Source organism: Phenylobacterium sp. GW823-FHT02A09 (genome assembly GCF_058797775.1).
Genome location: NZ_JBXAJZ010000003.1, coordinates 561140 through 579570 on the forward strand (window position 1 = coordinate 561140; position 18431 = coordinate 579570).

Here is an 18431-nt window from a genome sequence, read left to right on the forward strand (position 1 = left end):
GATGCGGCCTAGCGCGCCAGTTCCCGCATTGCCTTGTCGAGCCCCTCGATGGTCAGCGGGAACATGCGGTCGTTGACCAACTGCTTCATCACCTCGATCGATGGGGTGTAGTCCCAGTGGCGCTCGGCCGTCGGATTCAGCCACACGACGTGCTCGTAGATCTGAGCCACGCGGTCCATCCAGATGGCGCCGGCTTCCTCGTTCCAGTGCTCGACCGAGCCGCCCGGATAGGTGATCTCGTAGGGGCTCATCGTCGCGTCGCCGACGAAGATCACCTTATAGTCGCTGGAGTACTTGTGGAGGATGTCCCAGGTGTTCAGCTTCTCGGTGTGACGGCGGCGGTTGTCCTTCCACACGCTCTCGTAGAGGCAGTTGTGGAAGTAGTAGAATTCCATGTTCTTGAATTCTGACCGCGCGGCCGAGAACAGCTCCTCGCAGACCTTGATGTGGCTGTCCATCGAGCCGCCGATGTCGAAGAAGATCAGCACGCTGATCTTGTTGCGGCGTTCCGGGCGCAGCTGGATGTCCAGATAGCCCTTCTCGGCGGTGCCCTTGATGGTGCCCGGCAGGTCCAGTTCGTCGGCGGCGCCGTCGCGGACCCATTTGCGCAGCCGGCGCAGGGCGACCTTGATGTTGCGGGTGCCGAGCTCGACGGCGTCGTCGAGGTTCTTGAACTCGCGCTTGTCCCAGACCTTCACGGCCTTGCCGTGCCGGCCCTTGTCCTGGCCGATGCGCACGCCTTCGGGATGATAGCCGTTGGCGCCGAACGGCGAGGTGCCGCCGGTGCCGATCATCTTGTTGCCGCCCTCGTGGCGTTCCTTCTGTTCCTTCAGCCGCTCGGCCAGGGCTTCCATGAGCTTGTCGAAGCCGCCCATGGCCTCGATCTGGGCCTTTTCCTCTTCGGTCAGGAACTTCTCGGAGAGCTTGCGCAGCCACTCGGCGGGGATGTCGGCGACGCCTTCGCCTTCGACCTTCTCCAGGCCCTTGAACACGTGGCTGAAGACCTGGTCGAACTTGTCGAGGTTCTTCTCGTCCTTCACCAGGGCCGAGCGCGACAGGAAATAGAAGTCCTCGACCGAGCGGTCGATGACCACCTTGTCGAGCGCCTCCATGAGCATCAGGTACTCTTTCAGCGTCACTGGCACCTTGGCTTCGCGCAGCTCGGTGAAAAAGCGCATGAACATGGGCAGGCTTCCCGCTGGGAGACGAACAGACGTTTGACTTCGAAAGATGGGGCCGCAGACCGCCGTTGTCCAGCATGCCCTTGCGTTGCGTCGCTGCGACGTAACCGAGCCTGCGGCGTCTAGGGTCTCTACCTAATATGCGGCGCCTCGATCGCGCCCCTAACATTCGGCTGCGCGCCTTGAACGCGTGGGAACGGCGTGCTACAGTTTTAACTTAACAAGTTAGAACGAGTCACGTAACAAGTTATGATCGCGACGCGACGCAGGTGGCTGGCGGGGACGCGGACGGGGCCGACCGTGCGGCCGATTTCGGCCGGGCTGGAGGTCGTGCCCGCGCCGAACGACTCAATCGACTCGCGGGTCGCGGTCCGGGTCGAGGACCTGACGCTGCGCTTTCCAGTCTACGGCGCCGACCGATCCCTGAAGAAGCATCTGGCGAGAGCCGCGGTCGGCGGCGCGCTCAGCAACGGCGGGCGGATCGTCACCGCGCTGCAGGGCGTCAGCTTCGAGCTGCGGCCCGGCGACCGGCTCGGTCTGGTCGGTCACAACGGATCGGGCAAGACCACGCTTCTGCGAGCCTTGGCCGGCGCCTATGAACCCGATGACGGGCTGGTCGCGGTCGACGGGCGGATCGCCTCGCTGCTCGACCTCAGTCTCGGCATCGACCCGACGGCGACCGGCTTCGACAACATCCGCCTGCGCGGACTGATCGCGGGGCTCACCCGCCGCGAAATCGAGGAACGGCTGCCGGACATCGCCGAGTTCTCGGGCCTGGGGCAGTTCCTGGAGATGCCGCTGAAGACCTATTCGGCCGGCATGCAGGCGCGGCTGGCCTTTGCGGTGGCGACGTCCGTCGAGGCGGACGTGCTGCTGATGGACGAATGGATCGCCGTCGGCGACGCCGATTTCCGCGAACAGGCGCACCGGCGGCTGCAGCAGCTGGTCGAGCGGGCCGGCATCCTGGTGCTGGCCTCGCATGATCCGATGACCCTGCGGACCTACTGCAACAAGGTCATGCGCATCGATGCGGGGGTCGCGTCGCCGATCGTCGAGATCGACGGCTTCGACGCCCTGATGGCGGCCTGACCTAGTCGGGCTTGTCCGAGCAGCTGTGCCGGCGCCGCCAGTTGGCGACGTGCGCGCCGGCCAGCAGCAGGCTGCCGGCCACGGTGATCGGCGTTTCGGCTTCGTGGCTGGGCCAGTGGGCGACGCCCAGCGCCATCAGCGACAAGCCGAACAGCGACAGCAGGATCACGGCCGGGGACTGGCCCTTGCGCCAGAGGGCCAGGGCGGACATCGGCGCGGCCAGGCCGATGGCGAGCGCATGAACCCACTCGGCCTCCGCCCAGGTCGCCACGACTGGGGAGAAGGCGGCGACGAGGGGGAGGGCCAGGCAGTGGGCCAGGCAGAGGCCTGACAGGCTGATGGCCGAGGCGTCCAGGAGGGAGCTAGGGGCAGATTTCAAGCGTCCCTCCGCAGCGGCCGCAACCGTCGCGGCAGAGGCAATGTAATATTATAACATTTCAGTTTCAAGCCCGCATCGGCGGGACGGCGTCAGACCGCCGCTTCCTTGAGCTTGCGCCAGACGGTCATGCGCGAAACGCCGAGCCGGCGGGCGATTTCGACCGGACCGACGCCGGCCGCCTGCAGGGCGCGGATGTCGGCGGCGGGGGCGCCGCGACGGCGACGGTTCCACGGCGGTTCGACCGAGGCGACGGCTTCCAGCGCCGCGCGCAGGGCGCGGCCGCCTTCGCCCAGGCTGCTGACGTCCGACTCGGCCACGAACAGGCTGGCGCCGCGGACTTCCAGCCGCTCGATCACGTCGAGCACTTCGCGGGTGCAGGTAGCCAGGTGGTTGAGGCGGGTGACGACCAGCTGGTCGCCCTCGGAGATGAAGTCGAGAATCGACATGAGCACGCACGAGCCGTCGGCGCCGGGGCCGGCCGGTTCTTCGGCGCGAACGACATGGCAGCCGATCGCCTTCAGGGTCGCAGTGTCGTCAGCGGACCGCGCGTCGCGCAGCCTGACATATCCGATTTTGAGCATCCCACCCGTCGCGTGCAGCTACGTCGATGATTGCCGGGAAGTTCGCAAATGCGAGCGTCAGCGTCAAAGTCCGCGACGTTAATTCGCAGCAATATTTCTCTAAGCGGACGATAATTCTCAGGGCAACTGGCAAGCTCCGCCCTAAAATTCGCCCCTAGGTGGAGAACCCTTGCGCGGCACGCCGCAGAATGAACTCGTGGTCGACCGTGCCGCCCACCCGGAAGCCGTACTCGCCGACCTGTTCGAAGCCGTGGCGCATGTAGAATCTCTGGGCGCCGAGGTTCTCAGACCAGACCCCGATCCAGAGGTCGCGCGGGCCGTCCCGCTCGAGCCAGGCCATGACCTGCGAGAACAGTCGCCCGCCCGTGCCGCCGCCCTGCCAGTCCTTCAGCAGGTAGAAGCGCTTGAGCTCGCCGCTGGCGGCGGTGACGTCCGGATGCGGCAGGTCGCAGGGGCCGGCCAGGGCGTAGCCGACGGCCTGGCCGTCTGCCTCGACCAGCCATTGGGCCTTGGCCGGGTCGGCGAGATCTGCGCGGGTCTTCTCAAGTCCATAGGCCAGGGCCAGGAAGTCCGTGAGGTCCTGCGGAGGGTAAAGATGGGCGAAGGTCTCGGCGAACGTCCGCGCGCCAAGATCGGATAAAACCTGAGCGTCGGAAGGATCTGCGCGGCGTATCGTCGGTTGTTGCATTCGGGTTCCACGTAAGCCGGGTTAGGCTGCGATTCGCATGGATATCGCCCTCTACACCCATCTTGAGATGCTGGACCACCGGCCGGGCGAATGGCACCCGGAGCGGCCCGAGCGTCTGAGTTCGGTGCTGGGCGCGCTCGGCGACAGCGATCTGAAGCTGGACCGGCGCGAGGCGCCGCTGATCGCGCGGGCCGATCTGGAGCTCGCCCACCGCGGGGCCTACGTCCAGGCGGTGATCGACAGCGCGCCCAAGCAGGGCATGCTGCAGCTGGACGACGACACCTACATGTCGGCGGGCAGCCTGACCGCGGCGCTGCGGGCGGCGGGCGGCGTGGTCGAGGCCGCGCGCGAGGTGGCCGCGGGCCGCATCGAGCGGGCGTTCTGCGCGGTGCGCCCGCCCGGACACCATGCCGAGCCGGCGCTGCCCATGGGTTTCTGCATCTTCTCGAACGTCGCCCTGGCCGCGCGCGCCGCGCAGTTGGCCGGGATCAAGCGGGTGGCGGTCGTGGACTTCGACGTCCACCACGGCAACGGTACCCAGGCGGCCCTGGGCGGGCAGGACGACCTGTTCTTCGCCTCGGTCCAGCAGTGGCCGCTGTGGCCCGGCAGCGGCCATCCTTCGGAGGTGGTCCCCGGCAACATCCGCAACGCCGTGGTGCCGCCGAACGCGCCGCGCGAGCTGTGGCGCAAGGAGTTCGAGGGGCTGCTGACTCACGTCGACGCCTTCGCCCCCGAACTGATTCTGATCTCGGCGGGCTTCGACGCCCACGCCCGCGACCCGATCGGCGATTCCAGCCAGAACCTCGAAGCCGAGGATTTCGCCTGGGCGACCCGTGCGATCATGAGCCTTGCCCGGACCCATAGTCGCGGGCGGGTTGTTTCCTCGCTCGAGGGCGGGTACGACCTGGAGGCTCTAGGCCGTTCTGCGCTTGCGCATGTACAGGCACTTTCGCAGGGGTGAGGGCGAAGGCCGGGTTGCAAGAATCCTGGCCATTGGATGACATGGCCGACGCTTTGACCGCCGACCTTCCGAAATCGAACGCCGCGCGCCCAGGGGCGATCGTGCTTGCGCGTCACGGCGAGCCGGACATTCACCGCAAGGTGATGCTGAACGTGCACGGCTACCGCGACTACTGGAGTCGCTACGAACAGCTGGGCATTCGGCCGGGCCAGACGCCGCCGCCGGCGTTGATCGAACAGACCGCTCGGGCCGGCGTGATCATCTCGTCTGTCCGCAACCGTTCCATCGAGAGCGCCTTGGCTCTGGCGGCGGGCCGCGAGTTCGACCGCACGCCGTTGTTCGTCGAGGCCCCGCTGCCGCCGCCGCACTTTCCGGGCTTCGTGCGGATGTCGCCGAAGATCTGGGGCTTCATCGCGCGGTTCTGGTGGTGGTTCTTCAATCACCACGACGGCCAGGAAACCCGCCGTGAGGCGGAGAAGCGGGCCGACCAGGCCGCCGACCTGATCGTCGATCTGGCGTCCCAGGGCGAGGACGTCGTGGTGCTGGCGCACGGCTTCTTCAACTTCATGGTCGGGCGCGCGCTGCGCCGGCGCGGCTGGCGCCTGACGGCCAATCAGGGCTGGAAGTACTGGTCCACCCGGCGCTACGAGCGGTCCTGACGACGCTCGAAACGTTGCGGGCCGGGGCGCCGGTCACTAACCTGATAGCATCTCAAGGAAATCGGAATGGCCGACGCCGCTGACATTGACGCGCTCTCCTTCGAGCAGGCCCTGGCCGAGCTGGAACGCATCGTCGGCCAGCTGGAGTCGGGCCAGGCGCCGCTGGAGCAATCCATCGAACTCTACGAGCGCGGCGCGCTCCTGAAGGCGCACTGCGAGAAACGCCTGGAGGCCGCGCGCCTGCGGGTCGAGAAGATCGTGGTCGGCGCCAACGGCCAGGCCGGCGCCGAGCCCGCCGAGTTCAACTGACATGGCGCTGGGCAAGCGCCTTGCCGAGGCCGCCGACCTTGTGACGGTGGCGCTCGACGCGCTGCTGCCGCGGGCCGAGGGCCCCGAGCAGCGGCTGACCGAGGCCATGCGCTACGCGGCGCTGGGGCCGGGCAAGCGCCTGCGTCCGTTCTTCGCCATCGAGACCGGCCGCATGTTCGACCTGGACGAACGCGCGGTGCTGCGCGCCGCCTGCGCGCTGGAATGCATCCAGGCCTACAGCCTGATCCACGACGACCTGCCGTGCATGGACGACGACGACATGCGCCGCGGCCGGCCGACCGTGCACCGCGCTTATGACGAGGCGACCGCGGTGCTGGCGGGCGACGCCCTGCAGACCTTCGCCTTCGAGATCCTCGCCGACCCCGACACCCATCACGACGGCGCGGTGCGCGCCGAGATGGTCCTGCGGCTGGCCCAGGCGGCCGGCGCGCGCGGCATGTGCGGCGGCCAGATGATCGACATGCTGGGCGTGCGCGACGATCTCGGCGCCGTGGCCCGCATGCAGAGGCTGAAGACCGGCGCGCTGATCGCCGTCTCCTTCGAGCTGCCGCTGGTCATGGCCCACGCGGGCGACGCCGAGCGTCACGCCTTGATGGCCTTCGCCCAGGACATCGGGCTCGCCTACCAGATCGTCGACGACCTGCTGGACGTCGAGGGCGATAGCGCCGTGCTCGGCAAGAAGGCCGGCAAGGACGCCGAGAAGGGCAAGGCGAACTATGTCACCCTGCTCGGGGCGGATGCGGCGCGCGAACGTGTGGCGTTGCTGGCCGAACAGACCAAATCGCATCTTGATCCGTTCGGTCCGCGGGCCGATTTCCTGCGGGCGAGTGTCGATTTCGTGCTAGATCGCCGGAACTAGATCGAGAACAACAACAATATGCCGCCAGTCACGCCCCTGCTCGACAAGGTTTCGTATCCCCGCGACATGCGCGGCTTCAGCGCGCTTGAACTGCGCCAGCTGGCCGATGAACTGCGGGCCGAAATGATCGACGTGGTCTCGCAGACCGGCGGACACTTCGGCGCCGGTCTGGGCGTGGTCGAACTCACGGTGGCGCTTCACCACGTCTATGAGACGCCGGACGACATCCTGATCTGGGACGTCGGCCACCAGACCTATCCGCACAAGATCCTGACCGGCCGCCGCGACCGCATCCGCACCCTGCGCCAGGGCGGCGGACTGTCGGGCTTCACCAAGCGCAGCGAGAGCGAATACGACCCGTTCGGCGCGGCCCACGCGGCGACCTCGATCTCGGCGGCTCTCGGCTTTGCGGCCGCGCGCGACGCGGCCGGCAAGTCCAACAGCGTGGTGGCGGTGATCGGCGACGGCTCGATGAGCGCCGGCATGGCCTATGAGGCGATGAACAGCGCCTGCCACACCACCACCGGCCAGCTGACCGTCATCCTCAACGACAACGACATGTCCATCGCTCCGCCGGTCGGGGGGATGAGCGCCTACCTGGCCCGCGTCGTGTCCGGCGGCGGTTACCAATCGCTGCGCAATCTCGGCAAGTCGGTGGCCAAGGTGCTGCCGCGGCCGCTGCAGGAAGCCGCCCGCAAGGCCGAGGAATACGCCCGCGGGATGGTCACCGGCGGCACGCTGTTCGAGGAACTCGGCTTCTACTATGTCGGCCCGATCGACGGGCACGACCTCGACGCCCTGGTCCCGGTGCTGAAGAACGTCCGCGAGATCAAGGACAAGCCGGTCCTGGTCCACGTCGTCACCCAGAAGGGCAAGGGCTACGCGCCGGCAGAGAGCGCCGCCGACAAGCTGCACGCGGTCGCCAAGTTCGACGTCATCACCGGCCAGCAGGCCAAGAGCCAGCCGGCCGCCCCGACCTACACCAAGGTCTTCGCCCAGGAACTGATCAAGCGGGCCGAGCTTGATCCGAAGATCGTCGCCATCACCGCGGCGATGGATTCCGGCACCGGCCTCGACCTGTTCGCCAAGCGCTTCCCTGAGCGGATGTTCGACGTCGGCATCGCCGAGCAGCACGCGGTGACCTTCGCCGCCGGCCTGGCGGCGGACGGCATGAAGCCGTTCTGCGCGATCTATTCGACCTTCCTGCAGCGCGGTTACGACCAGGTCGTCCACGACGTGGCGATCCAGGGCCTGCCGGTGCGCTTTGCGATGGACCGGGCCGGGCTGGTCGGCGCCGACGGCGCGACCCATGCGGGCTCGTTCGACATCGGCTTCATGGGCGCGCTGCCAGGCATGGTGCTGATGGCCGCCGCCGACGAGGCCGAGCTGGCGGCGATGATCGCCACCGCCGCTGAGATCGACGACCGCCCCTCGGCCTTCCGCTATCCGCGCGGCGAGGGCATGGGCGTCGCCATCCCCGACCTGGCGGCGCCGCTGCAGATCGGCAAGGGCCGCATCGTCCGCGAAGGTTCGGCCGTGGCCATCCTGTCGTTTGGGACCCGCCTTGCCGAGAGCCTCAAGGCCGCCGACCTGCTGGCCGCCCGCGGCCTGTCGGCGACCGTCGCCGACGCCCGCTTCGCCAAGCCGCTGGACATCGACCTGATCCTGAACCTGGCCCGCAACCACGAGGCCCTGATCACGGTGGAAGAGGGCGCCATGGGCGGCTTCGGCTCGTTCGTGCTGCAGGCCCTGGCCCAGCACGGCGCGCTGGACCGTGGGCTGAAGGTCCGCACCTTGACCCTGCCCGACATCTTCCAGGATCAGGACAAGCCCGAGGCGATGTACGCCCAGGCGGGGTTGGACGCCGAAGGCATCGTCGCCGGCGCGCTGTCGGCGCTGGGCGTCGACAACGTCTCGGCGGCGGGACGCCGGGCCTAAAGCCCTATTTGCAGGCGCTGAGGAACTTGCGCACCGCGCCCTTGGGCGCGGGCGGCGGCTTCACGCTGTCACCGGCCGCGCTCAGGCTGATGATCCCGGTCTTGCGGAAGGCCGCGGCCAGCGGTGCGCGGGTCGAGAACTCGGTCAGCACCAGGGTGCCATCGGTGATGTCGTTGGGATGGCCGACGCCGCGCAGGCTCAGGCTCGCGCCTTCCGAGGCCAAGGTCACGCTCATCGGCCAGGGCGCGCGCACGCCGGACTTGTCGACCCAGGTCTCGCCGACCCGCTCGACGCCCAGGCGCTTGCCGATGTCGGCGCTGACCTTCACCTGGCCCGAGCCGCGGACGCAGGTGAAGGCGATCGGCTGGTCGTCGGTGTCGGGCAGGCCGAAGCGCAGTGCGGCGTCCGCGTCCTTGGGCGTCTCGACGCTCCAGACGTGCAGCGGTTCCTGCGCCTGGGCGGCGCCGGCGACGGCGAAGAGGGCGAGCGCGAGAGCGGCGGATTTCATCGCCTCAACCTAGCATCGGCCCGGCCGCGCCTCCACCGTCAGAACGGTTGGAAGCGCTCGACCAGCGACTGGCCGGCCGGCACCTTCTGCACGCGGCTGATGTCGCCGCGGCCGCCGTAGCTGATCCGGGCCTCGGCGATCTGGGTGTGGCGGATGGTGTTGGCCGAGGAGATGTCCTCGGGCCGCACGATGCCGGCCACGGTCAGCTGACGCAGCTCGGCGTTGGTGCGCACCTCCTGGGTGCCCTGGATCACCATGTTGCCGTTCGGCAGGACGTTGGTGACCACTGCGGCGATGGTCAGCGAGATCTTCTCCGAACGGGTCACGGCGCCAGATCCGGCGTTGTTCGAGGCCGAGTTGGTGTTGACCATGTTCGACGGGTCGTAGCCGCCTGGGAAAAACTTGCCGAGGCTGGTTTCCAGCCCAAAGAAGTTGTCGACGCCGGCCTGCATGCCGGCGGTGCGGCTGCTGGTCGAGGCGTTGCGGGTCTGGGCCGAGTCGTCGATGTCGATCTGCACCGTCAGGATGTCGCCGACCCGGTTGGCGCGCTGGTCGATGAAGAACGCGCGCGCGCCCGTCCGCCACAGCGAGTTGGCCGAGGCCGCCTGCGGGGCGGGCTCGCGGGCCGACACGAAGGTCGGTTGATCTCGGGCGATCAGGGTGGCGGGATAGCCGACCGGCGCGAGTTCGGGGCCGCGCACCGCCTCGGTGACGGTCGAGCAGGCGGCCAGCGGGGCCAGGGCGAGGACGGCGAGAACGGAAAGGCGCATGGGCGGTGATCCCTATCGGAGCGCGTACTGGGTGCGGGGGAGGGCCTTCAGCTGGTCGGCGGCCGGGCCGACGACGGCTTGGCCGGGACCGCTGGCGACGGCCTGGATGATCTTCTTCGACGCGATGTTCTGGACGGCCAGGGTCTCGCCGAGGCTCGCAGCGGCCATCGCCTTGCCCTGCAGCACCAGCGAGATGCCGCCGTCCTCGTAGGTGACGGTGATCAGGTCGCCGGATTTGATGACCTGCGGGGCCGAGACGTCGCGGGCCGACACGGCCGAGCCGGCGCGCAGCGGGCGCTTGGCGGCCAGGCCGATGATCGCCTCGGCGTCGTTCGGCGCGTCGGTGGGCGCAGCGGCGGCCTTGCCCCAGACCAGATCCTGCGGCTGCACGATCTCGCCGGCCGTCAGGCTGCGGGCGTAGGTCAGCACCTCGACATTGCCGCGCGCGGCGGCGGGGCCGGCGGCGGCTAGGCCCGGGCCGCTGGCGGCGCTGCGCACCACGATGCGGCGGAAGCCCTCGGCATTGGCCCAGTCGAGGCCGGCGCGGCGGGCGACGCCTTGCACGGCGGCGGCGTCCAGCACCGCCGAGGCGCCCGGCTTGGCCGCGACCGGGGTCTTGCCGGCCGCGCCGGCGCCCTCGAACAGGTCCGACAGGGTGATGATCCCGTCGCTGTCGACCGGATCGGCCTTGAGCACGACCGGCTGGCCGGCGAGGGCGGGGGCGGCGATCAGGGCCGCCGCGGCGGCGATCAGGAGACGCTTCATCATGATCAGGACCTGATGTTGCTGGCGGTGCGCAGCATCTCGTCGGCCGAGGTGATGACCTTCGAGTTCATCTCATACGCCCGCTGGGCGACGATGAGGGCGGTGATTTCGGTGACCGCGTCGACGTTCGAGGCTTCGGTGTAGCCCTGGTTGATCGTGCCGGTGCCGTCGACGCCGGGAACGGCGACGGTCGGGGCGCCCGAGGCCGCGCTTTCCTTCAGCAGGTTGTCGCCGATCGCGTCGAGGCCGGCCTCGTTGACGAAGGTCGCCAGCTCGAGATTGCCGATGATGTCCTGGGCGGTCTGGCCGGCGCGGATCGCCTGCACCTGGCCGCTCTTGGAGATCGAGATGTCGGTGGCGTCGGCCGGGATGGTGATGGCCGGCTCGATCAGGTAGCCGTCCTCGGTGACGAGTTGGCCCTGGTCGTTGGGCGAGAAGTTGCCGGCGCGGGTGTAGGCGATCTCGCCGCTCGGCATCATCACCTGGAAGTAGCCGCGGCCCGAGATGGCCATGTCGAACTTGCCGCCCGTGGCGGTCATGTTGCCCTGCTGGGTGATGCGGTAGACCGATCCGGTCTTCACCCCGCCGCCGACCTGCACCCCGGTCGGGACGACCGTGCCCTGGTCGGAGGACTGCGCGCCCGCCCGCTCGATGGTCTGGTAAAGCAGGTCCTGGAACTCCGCCCGCTGCTTCTTGAAGCCGACGGTGTTCATGTTGGCGATGTTGTTCGAGATGACCTCGACGTTCAGCTGCTGGGCGGCCATGCCGGTCGCGGCGGTGCGGAGCGCTTGCATCGGCGGAAATTCCTCAGTTCACCTTGCCCATCCGCTCGATCGAGCGGCGGGAGAGTTCGGCGTTGGCGTCCATCATCTTGGCGACGGACTCGTAGGTGCGGGTGATCTCGATCATCCGGGTGATCTCGGCGACCGGTTTGACGTTCGAGCCCTCCAGCATGCCTTGCTGGATCACGGATTCCGTGGCCGCTTGCGGCTGCGCGTTGGAGGTGTTGCGGTAGCGGTTCTCGCCGACCTTCTCGAGCACCGAGAGCTCGTCGAAGCGGGCCAGGCCGACCTTGCCCAGGCGCTCGGCGCCCTGGCTGACCGTGCCGTCCTTGGCGATCATCACCGGGCCCAGCTTGGGGTCGATGGCGATCTCGCCGCCGCCTTCGTCCAGCAGCGCCGCGCCGTCCTCGGTGACCAGGCGTCCGTCGCCGTCCATGTGGAAGCGGCCGTCGCGGGTGAACTGCTCGCCGTCGGCGGTGCGGACCCGGAAGAAGCCGTCGCCCTGGATGCCGAGGTCGAACGGCGCGCCGGTCTGGCGCAGCACGCCCTGGCCGAAGTCTCGCCCGACGCTGCGGTCGATCACGAACTTCACCGGCCGCGGCGCGCCGAAGGTGTGGGCCGGCGCCATCGGCTCGGTCTCGACCATCAGGTTTTCGACCTTGAAGCCGGTCGTATCCATGTTGGCGATGTTGTTGGCCACGATGTCGAGTTCACGGCGCAGAGTCATCTGGCGCGAGAGTCCGACGTAGAGGGCGTTGTCCATGGCGAAGCCTTAACCTGCGGCGTTTTCGTCGCCGGTTTGGCTGCAAGGATCGGGCCAGTTCAAAAATTCAATGAAAACAGCAGAGAATAAGGTTAACGCCCGCCGCTCGGCGGAAATTGCCCGGCACGAAAATCGCGCTCGTTAACACACGTTAAAAACTTGTCCTTAACCATGCCTGGGCCATGAGACGGGGTAAGATTCTAAGGAGCGCGCGCGCGTGGCCAAGGACAAGGTGAAGGAAGCCCCGTCAGGCGACGCCGAAGGCGAAGACGGCGAGGGTGCGCCCGCGAAGAAGAAGTTCACCCCGAAGATGATGATCATCGCCGGGGTCGCGGCCGTGCTCGTGCTCGGCGGCGGCGGGGCCGGCGCGTTCTTCCTGATGAAGCCGAAGCCGGAAGCGGCGGCCGGTAAGGCCGCCGAAAAGAAGAAGGAAAAGAAGGGCGAGAAGAAGGGCGAGGCCGAGAAGCCCGTCGGCCAGGTCCGCGAAGGACCCGACGGCATCCTGTTCTACACTATGCCCAGCGTGGTGGTGAACATGCAGACCGCCGACGGCCGCTCGACCTTCCTGAAGCTCAAGCTGACCCTGGAAGTCCCGGACCAGGCGACGGTCGACCTGCTCGAACCGAACATGCCCAGGCTCCAGGACATGTTCCAGACCTTCCTGCGCGAACTGCGCCCCGAGGACCTGCAGGGCAGCCAGGGATCGTACCAGCTGCGCATGGAGATCCAGCGCCGGGTGAACCTGGTCATCGCGCCGTCGAAGGTGAACGCCGTCCTGATCGAGGAGATGCTGATCAACTAGGGCCCTCCCTGGTTGGCGCGTGACCCATGGCTGACGAAGAACCTCAGATCATCGGCGGGATGCAGGGCGCGATGAACCCTGACGACCCGGCCACCTGGCAAAACCCCGACGAGAAGGTCGAGGGGCTGCTCGGCGCCGAACGCATCCTCAATCAGGACGAGATCGACAGCCTGCTCGGCTTCGACCTGTCGGACGAGGAGGCGGCCGAGCGCTCGGGCATCCGCGCGATCATCAACTCGGCGCTGGTCTCGTACGAGCGCCTGCCGATGCTGGAGATCGTCTTCGACCGCCTGGTGCGGTTGATGACTACCTCCCTGCGGAACTTCACCTCCGACAACGTCGAGGTCAGCCTCGACAACATCTCGTCGATCCGTTTCGGTGACTATCTGAACTCGATCCCGCTGCCGGCCATCCTCTCGGTGTTCAAGGCCGAGGAGCTGGAGAACTACGGCCTGCTGACGGTCGACTCCAACCTGATCTACTCGATCGTCGACGTGCTGCTGGGCGGCCGTCGCGGCACCGCGGCCATGCGCATCGAGGGCCGCCCCTACACCACCATCGAGCGGGTGCTGGTCCAGCGGATGGTCGAGGTGGTGCTGGCCGACGCCCGCGCCGCGTTCGAGCCGTTGACGCCGGTGACCTTCACCCTCGACCGGCTGGAGACCAATCCGCGCTTCGCCGCGATCGCACGGCCGGCCAACGCCGCCATCCTGGTCAAGCTGCGCATCGACATGGAAGACCGCGGCGGGCGCATCGAACTGCTGTTGCCCTACGCCACGCTCGAGCCGATCCGGAAGATGCTGCTGCAGCAGTTCATGGGCGAGAAGTTCGGCCGCGACAACATCTGGGAAAGCCACCTGGCGACCGAGCTCTGGACCACCCAGCTCGACGTCCGCGCCGTGCTCGACGAACAGCAGCTGCCGCTTCGCGAGGTGCTGGAGCTGAAGGTCGGCGATACGCTGATGCTGAACGCCACGCCCGACAGCCAGGTCGAACTGCGCGCGGGGGCGATCCCGCTGACCCGCGGGCGCATGGGCCGGCGCAACCACCACATCGCCGTGCGCGTCGACGGACCGCTGTCGCCGCATGCCAAAAAAGCCATTTCGAGGTTCAAATGAGCGCCATCGCCATCGGCCTGAACCTGATGCTGGCCGGCTTGCTGGCCGCCGCCCTGATGATGGGCTACCGCCTCAATGCTCGGCTGAAGGCGCTGCGCGAGAGCCATGAGGGCTTCGCCAGGGCCGTGGCCGAACTAGACGCCGCCGCCGCCCGGGCCGAGCAAGGCCTGGCCGATCTGCGCGCGGCCACCGACGAAGCTCACGACGCCCTGGCCGATCGCATCGAGAAGGCCCGCGCCCTGACCGCCAAGCTCGACCGCCAGCTGCAGGGCGCGCCCGCCTCGTCGCCGCGCCGCGGCGACGCCGAGCCGGTGGGCGAGGCCGACGTCGAGCGCGTCACCCAGCGCCTGGGTTCGCTGCTGTCGGCCTCGCGTGACAGCCGTCCCGAGCGTGCGCCCGCCGCCCCCGCTCGCCGCCAGGCCGCCGCCGCGCCGGCGCGCCCGGCCTTTGACGACGACCTCTTCGACCAGCCCGCCGAGCGTCGCCCGACGCCTGGCGCGCGCCTGGGAGCCCGCCGATGAAGAACATTCCCCGCATCCTGCCGCTGGTCGGCGTCGCCATGGTCGGCGTGCTGAGCCTCAATGCGCTGTCCGGCGCGCAGAGCCTGCCCGACCTGTTCTCGGGCGCGCGCGCCTTCGCCGAGGAAGCCGCCAAGGGCGTCACGCCGGCCAAGGAAGAGGCGAAGGCCGCGACCGGCGAGGCCAAGGACGCCGCCGCCACGCTCCCGAACCTGCCGCCGGCGGCCAAGCCTGCCGCCGTCTGCGCGCCGACCGCCGCTGAGCTCGCCAAGGAGGCCGGCCTGTCGCCGGCCGAGCTGCAGGTCCTGCAGAGCCTCGGCGCCCGCCGCGGCCAGCTCGACAAGCGCGAGCAGGACATGGACGTGCAACTGGCGCTGATGGCCGCCGCCGAGGCCAAGCTCGACGCCAAGATCCAGGCGCTGAACGGCATGAAGGGCGACATCGCCAAGCTGATGGTCGACGCCGACGAGAAGGAACAGGCCGAGATCGACCGCCTGGTGAAGGTGTTCGAGCTGATGAAGCCCAAGGACGCCGCGCCGCGGATGGTGCTGCTGGACGACGCGGTGCGCCTGCCGGTGGCCTCGCGGATGAAGGAGCGGGCGCTCTCGCCGATCATCGCCAACATGCCGCCGGTCGAGGCCAAGAAGCTCACCGAGGCCCTGGCCGCCCGCTTCGCCGAGGTCAAGAAGGTCGCCGCCGCGGCCCAGGCCGCCGCCGGTCCGCTGCCGGCCGCCCCGCGCGCCGCCGGCCAGGCCGCCGCGCCCGCGCCGAAGGCGGCCGCGCCGCCGGCCAAGGCTGGCTAATCGATGAAACTGCGTCAGGCCCTTAGGTCGAGCGTCGCGGCGATCACCATCGCCAGCGTCGCTGCGCCTAGCGGCCTGTCGGCCCAGACCTCCGAGGCCGCGCCGCGCGGCGGCGCCCAGGTGCGCGTGGCCCAGGCCAAGGACTTCTCGCGCATCGAACTGGGCGGCCGGGCGGTGGCGCGGCGCGACGGCCAGGTTCTGACGCTGCAACTGGCGCGCGGGGCCAATCCCGACATCAGCCGCCTGCGGACATCCCCGCCGCGCTGGCTGAAGAGCGCCGAGCTGCGTCGCGGCGGATCGGGCGCCGCGCTGGTCCTGACCCTTGCCGACGACGCCGACGCCCGCGTCGGAACCGCCGACGGCGCGACCTACGTCAATCTTTTCGAGAAGCCGCCGGCCCCGCCTGCGCCCGAGGTCGCGCAGGCCGAGCCCGTCGCAGCCCCGTCGCCGCCGCGGCCCAATCCGATCCCGGCCGGCGGCGTCGTGCGCATGGCCACCAAGATCGGCGCCGGCCAGGTGCAACTGAGCTTCCCGTGGGCCAATCCGGCCGGGGCGGCGGTGTTCCGGCGCGGCGGCGCGGTCTGGATCGTGTTCGACGCTCCGGCGACGCTCGACGTCTCGGCCTCGCCGCGCGGTCTGCGCCAGATGACCGGCGCGGCCGCCTATCGCGGCACGGACTATACGGCCGTGCGGATCGACTCGCCGTCCGGCACGCCGTTCTTCGCTTCGTCGCAGGGCGCGACCTGGACGGTGATCCTCGGCCCGGGCGCCCAGGTGGAGCAGCCCGCTCAGATCCGCGTGGTGCGTGACTCGGCGGGTGGCCCGGCAGGACTCAAGGCCGCGGTCTCCGGCGCGACCAAGGTCGTGCGCGTCACCGATCCGGTGGTCGGCGATACGCTGTCTGTGGTCACGGCGCTTGGCCCCGCCAAGGGCCTGCCGTCGCGCCGCGAGTTCGTGCAGATGGCGCTGCTGCCTTCGGCCCAGGGCATGGCGGCGGAATCCTACATCGACGATCTGGCGATGCGCCAGGACGGCGACCTTGTGCAGATCGGCCGCCCCAGAGGCCTGACCTTGTCGCCGGCTTCGGCCTCGGCGGGGCGTATCGAGGCCACGCTCGGGGCTCCGCAACCGGCGAGCCTGCCGGGCCTGATCGACCACGAGAACTGGGCCAAGACCGGTTCGGGCGGGTTCCTGTCGCGCTACAACGCGCTGCTGTCGGCCGCCAACGACGAGGCCGCGGTGGGGCGCGACGCGCCGGTGGCGGCGCGCATGGCGCTGGCCCGCTTCCTCGTCGGCTCGGAGCTGTCGTTCGAGGCGATCGGCGTGCTCAACGAGGCGGCGCGCCGCAGTCCGGCGATGATGGAGGATCCGGAGTTCCGCGGCCTGCGCGGCATCGCCCGGGTGATGGCCCGCCGCTACAAAGAGGCCCAGGCCGACTTCTCCGCGCCGATCCTGCAGGACGATCCGTCGGCCGCGCTTTGGCGCTCGTACATCGCCGCGCAGCTGGCCCAATGGCCCGAGGCCCGCAGCCAGTTCGGGGCCGGCGCCGAGGCCTTCAACCAGTTTTCACCGACCTGGAAGGCGCGTTTCGCCCGCTCCGACGCGCTGGCGGCGCTGGCGCTGGGCGACGTCAACGGCGCCGACGCGCGCATCAAGCTCGCCCTCATGGACAAGACCGACCCGATGGAGGAACTGGCCACGCGCCTGGTCCAGGCCCAGGTGGTCGAGGCGCTCGGCCACAAGGATCGGGCGCTGCGCATCTATGCTGCGGTCGCCGGCGCGCCGAGCGAGGGCCTGGCGGCGCCCGCGACCCTGCGCGCCACCAAGATCCGGCTGGAGACAGGCAAGATCACCCCGGTGCAGGCGGCCAACGTCTTCGCCGGGCTGCGTTATCGCTGGCGCGGCGACGCCACCGAACTGGAGACGATCCGCGCGCTCGGCCACCTCTATCTGAGCCAGGGGCGCTATCGCGAGGCGCTGGAGGCGCTGCGCGGCGCCGGCTCGCGCCTGCCCGATCTGCCCGAGGCGCTGCAGCTTCAGGCCGACCTGGGCGCGGCGTTCCGCACCCTGTTCCTGGACGGCGCGGCCGATGGGCTGGAGCCGGTGCAGGCGCTGGCGATGTTCTATGACTTCCGCGAGTTGACCCCGCTCGGCGCCGACGGCGACATGATGGTCCGCCGGCTGGTGCGCCGGCTGGTCGACGTCGACCTGCTGGACCAGGCGGCCGAGCTTCTGAAGTACCAGGCCGAGAACCGCCTCAACGGCGTGCCGCGGGCCCAGGTCTCCACCGACCTGGCGCTGATCTACCTGATGGACCGCCGGCCCGAGCAGGCGTTGCAGGCGATCAACGCCTCGCGCACGACGATCCTGCCGACCGCCCTCAACGCCGAGCGCCGGGTGGTCGAGGCGCGCGCGATGATGGGCCTGGGCCGCTATGACCACGGCCTCGAACTGCTCGAGCGCGACACCGGTCGCGACGCCCAGGACCTGCGCGGCGAGATCTACTGGAAGCAGAAGAACTGGGCCGCCGCCGGGGGCGTCTTCGAAAAGAGCCTTGGCGAGCGCTGGAAGCAGCCCGGGCCGCTCACCGCCGAGGACGAAGGCAAGCTGCTGCGGACCGGCGTCGCCTACAGCCTGGCCGGGGACGACGCGGCGCTGGCGCGCATGCAGCAGCGCTATTCCGGCTTCTACGACCAGGCCCGCAACCCCGAGGCGCTTCGGGTCGCCCTGACCGGGGTCCAATCGGGCCCCTTGAGCGTTTCAGATTTCGGCCGGGCGACGGCGGACAACGAAGCCTTCGCCGGCTGGGTCGCGAAGATGAAGGTCCGGTTCCGCGAAAAGCCGGCTCCGTTGGGGCCGCCGACGCCCGCCAAGGCGTCGCCTGCGCCGACCGCCGCGAAGCAGGCGGCCGCGGCCACGGCCGCCAAGGGCTGATGG

General features: G+C 69.2%; 20 protein-coding genes. 11 read left to right on the forward strand and 9 right to left on the reverse strand.

Annotated elements, in window-relative coordinates; all coding sequences use genetic code 11:
• Window positions 1-8: 8 nt before the first annotated feature.
• A complete protein-coding gene (locus AC1Q87_RS15365) occupies window positions 9-1184 on the reverse strand; it encodes a vWA domain-containing protein (RefSeq protein WP_436060447.1) in 1176 nt (391 codons plus the stop codon).
• Between the two features lie 297 nt (window positions 1185-1481).
• Here AC1Q87_RS15365 and AC1Q87_RS15370 point away from each other — a divergent pair, with 297 nt between their 5' ends.
• Entirely contained in the window at window positions 1482-2270 is a 789-nt protein-coding gene (locus AC1Q87_RS15370; protein ID WP_492609794.1) for an ABC transporter ATP-binding protein, read from the forward strand.
• Between the two features lies 1 nt (window position 2271).
• On the opposite strand, the gene AC1Q87_RS15375 is transcribed toward AC1Q87_RS15370, so the two are convergent.
• From AC1Q87_RS15375 to AC1Q87_RS15385, 3 genes are all read right to left on the reverse strand, one after another.
• Window positions 2272-2649, reverse strand: a complete 378-nt coding sequence (locus AC1Q87_RS15375; RefSeq protein WP_492609795.1) for a MerC domain-containing protein — start codon at window positions 2647-2649, stop codon at window positions 2272-2274.
• A gap of 89 nt (window positions 2650-2738) precedes the next feature.
• Window positions 2739-3230 (reverse strand): recombinase family protein, encoded by a 492-nt coding sequence (locus AC1Q87_RS15380; protein ID WP_436060450.1) that lies wholly within the window; start codon window positions 3228-3230, stop codon window positions 2739-2741.
• 154 nt (window positions 3231-3384) lie between these two features.
• Entirely contained in the window at window positions 3385-3918 is a 534-nt protein-coding gene (locus AC1Q87_RS15385; RefSeq protein WP_492609796.1) for a GNAT family N-acetyltransferase, read from the reverse strand.
• A gap of 37 nt (window positions 3919-3955) precedes the next feature.
• Between AC1Q87_RS15385 and AC1Q87_RS15390 the strand changes: the two genes are divergently transcribed.
• The 5 genes from AC1Q87_RS15390 (at window position 3956) to dxs (ending at window position 8665) form a co-directional block, all read left to right on the forward strand.
• Complete coding sequence (locus AC1Q87_RS15390) at window positions 3956-4879, forward strand: histone deacetylase family protein (RefSeq protein ID WP_492609797.1); 924 nt, start codon at window positions 3956-3958, stop codon at window positions 4877-4879.
• Window positions 4880-4920: 41 nt separating this feature from the next.
• Complete coding sequence (locus tag AC1Q87_RS15395) at window positions 4921-5538, forward strand: phosphoglycerate mutase family protein (protein ID WP_492609798.1); 618 nt, start codon at window positions 4921-4923, stop codon at window positions 5536-5538.
• A 66-nt stretch (window positions 5539-5604) separates the two neighbouring features.
• Entirely contained in the window at window positions 5605-5847 is a 243-nt protein-coding gene (locus AC1Q87_RS15400; RefSeq protein ID WP_183773412.1) for an exodeoxyribonuclease VII small subunit, read from the forward strand.
• A gap of 1 nt (window position 5848) precedes the next feature.
• Window positions 5849-6727, forward strand: coding sequence for a polyprenyl synthetase family protein (locus AC1Q87_RS15405; protein WP_492609799.1), 879 nt, complete (start codon window positions 5849-5851; stop codon window positions 6725-6727).
• 18 nt (window positions 6728-6745) lie between these two features.
• A complete protein-coding gene (dxs, locus tag AC1Q87_RS15410) occupies window positions 6746-8665 on the forward strand; it encodes a 1-deoxy-D-xylulose-5-phosphate synthase (protein WP_492609800.1) in 1920 nt (639 codons plus the stop codon).
• Between the two features lie 4 nt (window positions 8666-8669).
• Here dxs and AC1Q87_RS15415 read toward each other — a convergent pair whose 3' ends face one another.
• From AC1Q87_RS15415 to flgF, 5 genes are read right to left on the reverse strand one after another with little or no spacing between them, the layout of a single operon-like run.
• Complete coding sequence (locus AC1Q87_RS15415) at window positions 8670-9173, reverse strand: hypothetical protein (protein ID WP_492609801.1); 504 nt, start codon at window positions 9171-9173, stop codon at window positions 8670-8672.
• A gap of 38 nt (window positions 9174-9211) precedes the next feature.
• The gene (flgH, locus tag AC1Q87_RS15420; RefSeq protein WP_492609802.1) at window positions 9212-9943 is read right to left on the reverse strand and encodes a flagellar basal body L-ring protein FlgH; all 732 of its coding nucleotides are present in this window, start codon (window positions 9941-9943) and stop codon (window positions 9212-9214) included.
• 12 nt (window positions 9944-9955) lie between these two features.
• A complete protein-coding gene (gene flgA / locus AC1Q87_RS15425) occupies window positions 9956-10708 on the reverse strand; it encodes a flagellar basal body P-ring formation chaperone FlgA (protein ID WP_492610021.1) in 753 nt (250 codons plus the stop codon).
• Between the two features lie 5 nt (window positions 10709-10713).
• Window positions 10714-11502, reverse strand: a complete 789-nt coding sequence (gene flgG, locus AC1Q87_RS15430; RefSeq protein ID WP_492609803.1) for a flagellar basal-body rod protein FlgG — start codon at window positions 11500-11502, stop codon at window positions 10714-10716.
• Window positions 11503-11515: 13 nt separating this feature from the next.
• The gene (gene flgF / locus AC1Q87_RS15435; RefSeq protein ID WP_492609804.1) at window positions 11516-12253 is read right to left on the reverse strand and encodes a flagellar basal-body rod protein FlgF; all 738 of its coding nucleotides are present in this window, start codon (window positions 12251-12253) and stop codon (window positions 11516-11518) included.
• A 217-nt stretch (window positions 12254-12470) separates the two neighbouring features.
• On the opposite strand from flgF, the gene AC1Q87_RS15440 reads away from it, so the two are divergent.
• From AC1Q87_RS15440 to AC1Q87_RS15460, 5 genes are all read left to right on the forward strand, one after another.
• A complete protein-coding gene (locus AC1Q87_RS15440) occupies window positions 12471-13055 on the forward strand; it encodes a flagellar basal body-associated FliL family protein (RefSeq protein ID WP_492609805.1) in 585 nt (194 codons plus the stop codon).
• Between the two features lie 71 nt (window positions 13056-13126).
• Complete coding sequence (fliM, locus tag AC1Q87_RS15445; protein WP_363223197.1) at window positions 13127-14173, forward strand: flagellar motor switch protein FliM; 1047 nt, start codon at window positions 13127-13129, stop codon at window positions 14171-14173.
• A complete protein-coding gene (locus AC1Q87_RS15450; protein WP_492609806.1) occupies window positions 14170-14694 on the forward strand; it encodes a DUF6468 domain-containing protein in 525 nt (174 codons plus the stop codon). The genes fliM and AC1Q87_RS15450 overlap by 4 nt, the downstream gene beginning before the upstream one ends.
• Window positions 14691-15494: a MotE family protein gene (locus tag AC1Q87_RS15455; protein WP_492609807.1), complete on the forward strand. Its 804-nt coding sequence runs from the start codon at window positions 14691-14693 to the stop codon at window positions 15492-15494. The genes AC1Q87_RS15450 and AC1Q87_RS15455 overlap by 4 nt, the downstream gene beginning before the upstream one ends.
• A gap of 3 nt (window positions 15495-15497) precedes the next feature.
• Entirely contained in the window at window positions 15498-18428 is a 2931-nt protein-coding gene (locus tag AC1Q87_RS15460) for a tetratricopeptide repeat protein (RefSeq protein ID WP_492609808.1), read from the forward strand.
• The last annotated feature ends 3 nt before the right edge of the window (window positions 18429-18431 follow it).

Excerpts from the sequence above, each read along its gene's own strand:
- AC1Q87_RS15365 (WP_436060447.1), bottom strand. The coding sequence starts at position 1,184 with ATGTTCATGCGCTTTTTCACCGAGCTGCGCGAAGCCAAGGTGCCAGTG.
- AC1Q87_RS15380 (WP_436060450.1), bottom strand. The coding sequence starts at position 3,230 with ATGCTCAAAATCGGATATGTCAGGCTGCGCGACGCGCGGTCCGCTGAC.
- AC1Q87_RS15385 (WP_492609796.1), bottom strand. The coding sequence starts at position 3,918 with ATGCAACAACCGACGATACGCCGCGCAGATCCTTCCGACGCTCAGGTT.
- AC1Q87_RS15390 (WP_492609797.1), top strand. The coding sequence starts at position 3,956 with ATGGATATCGCCCTCTACACCCATCTTGAGATGCTGGACCACCGGCCG.
- AC1Q87_RS15395 (WP_492609798.1), top strand. The coding sequence starts at position 4,921 with ATGGCCGACGCTTTGACCGCCGACCTTCCGAAATCGAACGCCGCGCGC.
- AC1Q87_RS15400 (WP_183773412.1), top strand. The coding sequence starts at position 5,605 with ATGGCCGACGCCGCTGACATTGACGCGCTCTCCTTCGAGCAGGCCCTG.
- AC1Q87_RS15405 (WP_492609799.1), top strand. The coding sequence starts at position 5,849 with ATGGCGCTGGGCAAGCGCCTTGCCGAGGCCGCCGACCTTGTGACGGTG.
- dxs (WP_492609800.1), top strand. The coding sequence starts at position 6,746 with ATGCCGCCAGTCACGCCCCTGCTCGACAAGGTTTCGTATCCCCGCGAC.
- AC1Q87_RS15415 (WP_492609801.1), bottom strand. The coding sequence starts at position 9,173 with ATGAAATCCGCCGCTCTCGCGCTCGCCCTCTTCGCCGTCGCCGGCGCC.
- flgH (WP_492609802.1), bottom strand. The coding sequence starts at position 9,943 with ATGCGCCTTTCCGTTCTCGCCGTCCTCGCCCTGGCCCCGCTGGCCGCC.
- flgA (WP_492610021.1), bottom strand. The coding sequence starts at position 10,708 with ATGAAGCGTCTCCTGATCGCCGCCGCGGCGGCCCTGATCGCCGCCCCC.
- flgG (WP_492609803.1), bottom strand. The coding sequence starts at position 11,502 with ATGCAAGCGCTCCGCACCGCCGCGACCGGCATGGCCGCCCAGCAGCTG.
- flgF (WP_492609804.1), bottom strand. The coding sequence starts at position 12,253 with ATGGACAACGCCCTCTACGTCGGACTCTCGCGCCAGATGACTCTGCGC.
- fliM (WP_363223197.1), top strand. The coding sequence starts at position 13,127 with ATGAACCCTGACGACCCGGCCACCTGGCAAAACCCCGACGAGAAGGTC.
- AC1Q87_RS15450 (WP_492609806.1), top strand. The coding sequence starts at position 14,170 with ATGAGCGCCATCGCCATCGGCCTGAACCTGATGCTGGCCGGCTTGCTG.
- AC1Q87_RS15455 (WP_492609807.1), top strand. The coding sequence starts at position 14,691 with ATGAAGAACATTCCCCGCATCCTGCCGCTGGTCGGCGTCGCCATGGTC.
- AC1Q87_RS15460 (WP_492609808.1), top strand. The coding sequence starts at position 15,498 with ATGAAACTGCGTCAGGCCCTTAGGTCGAGCGTCGCGGCGATCACCATC.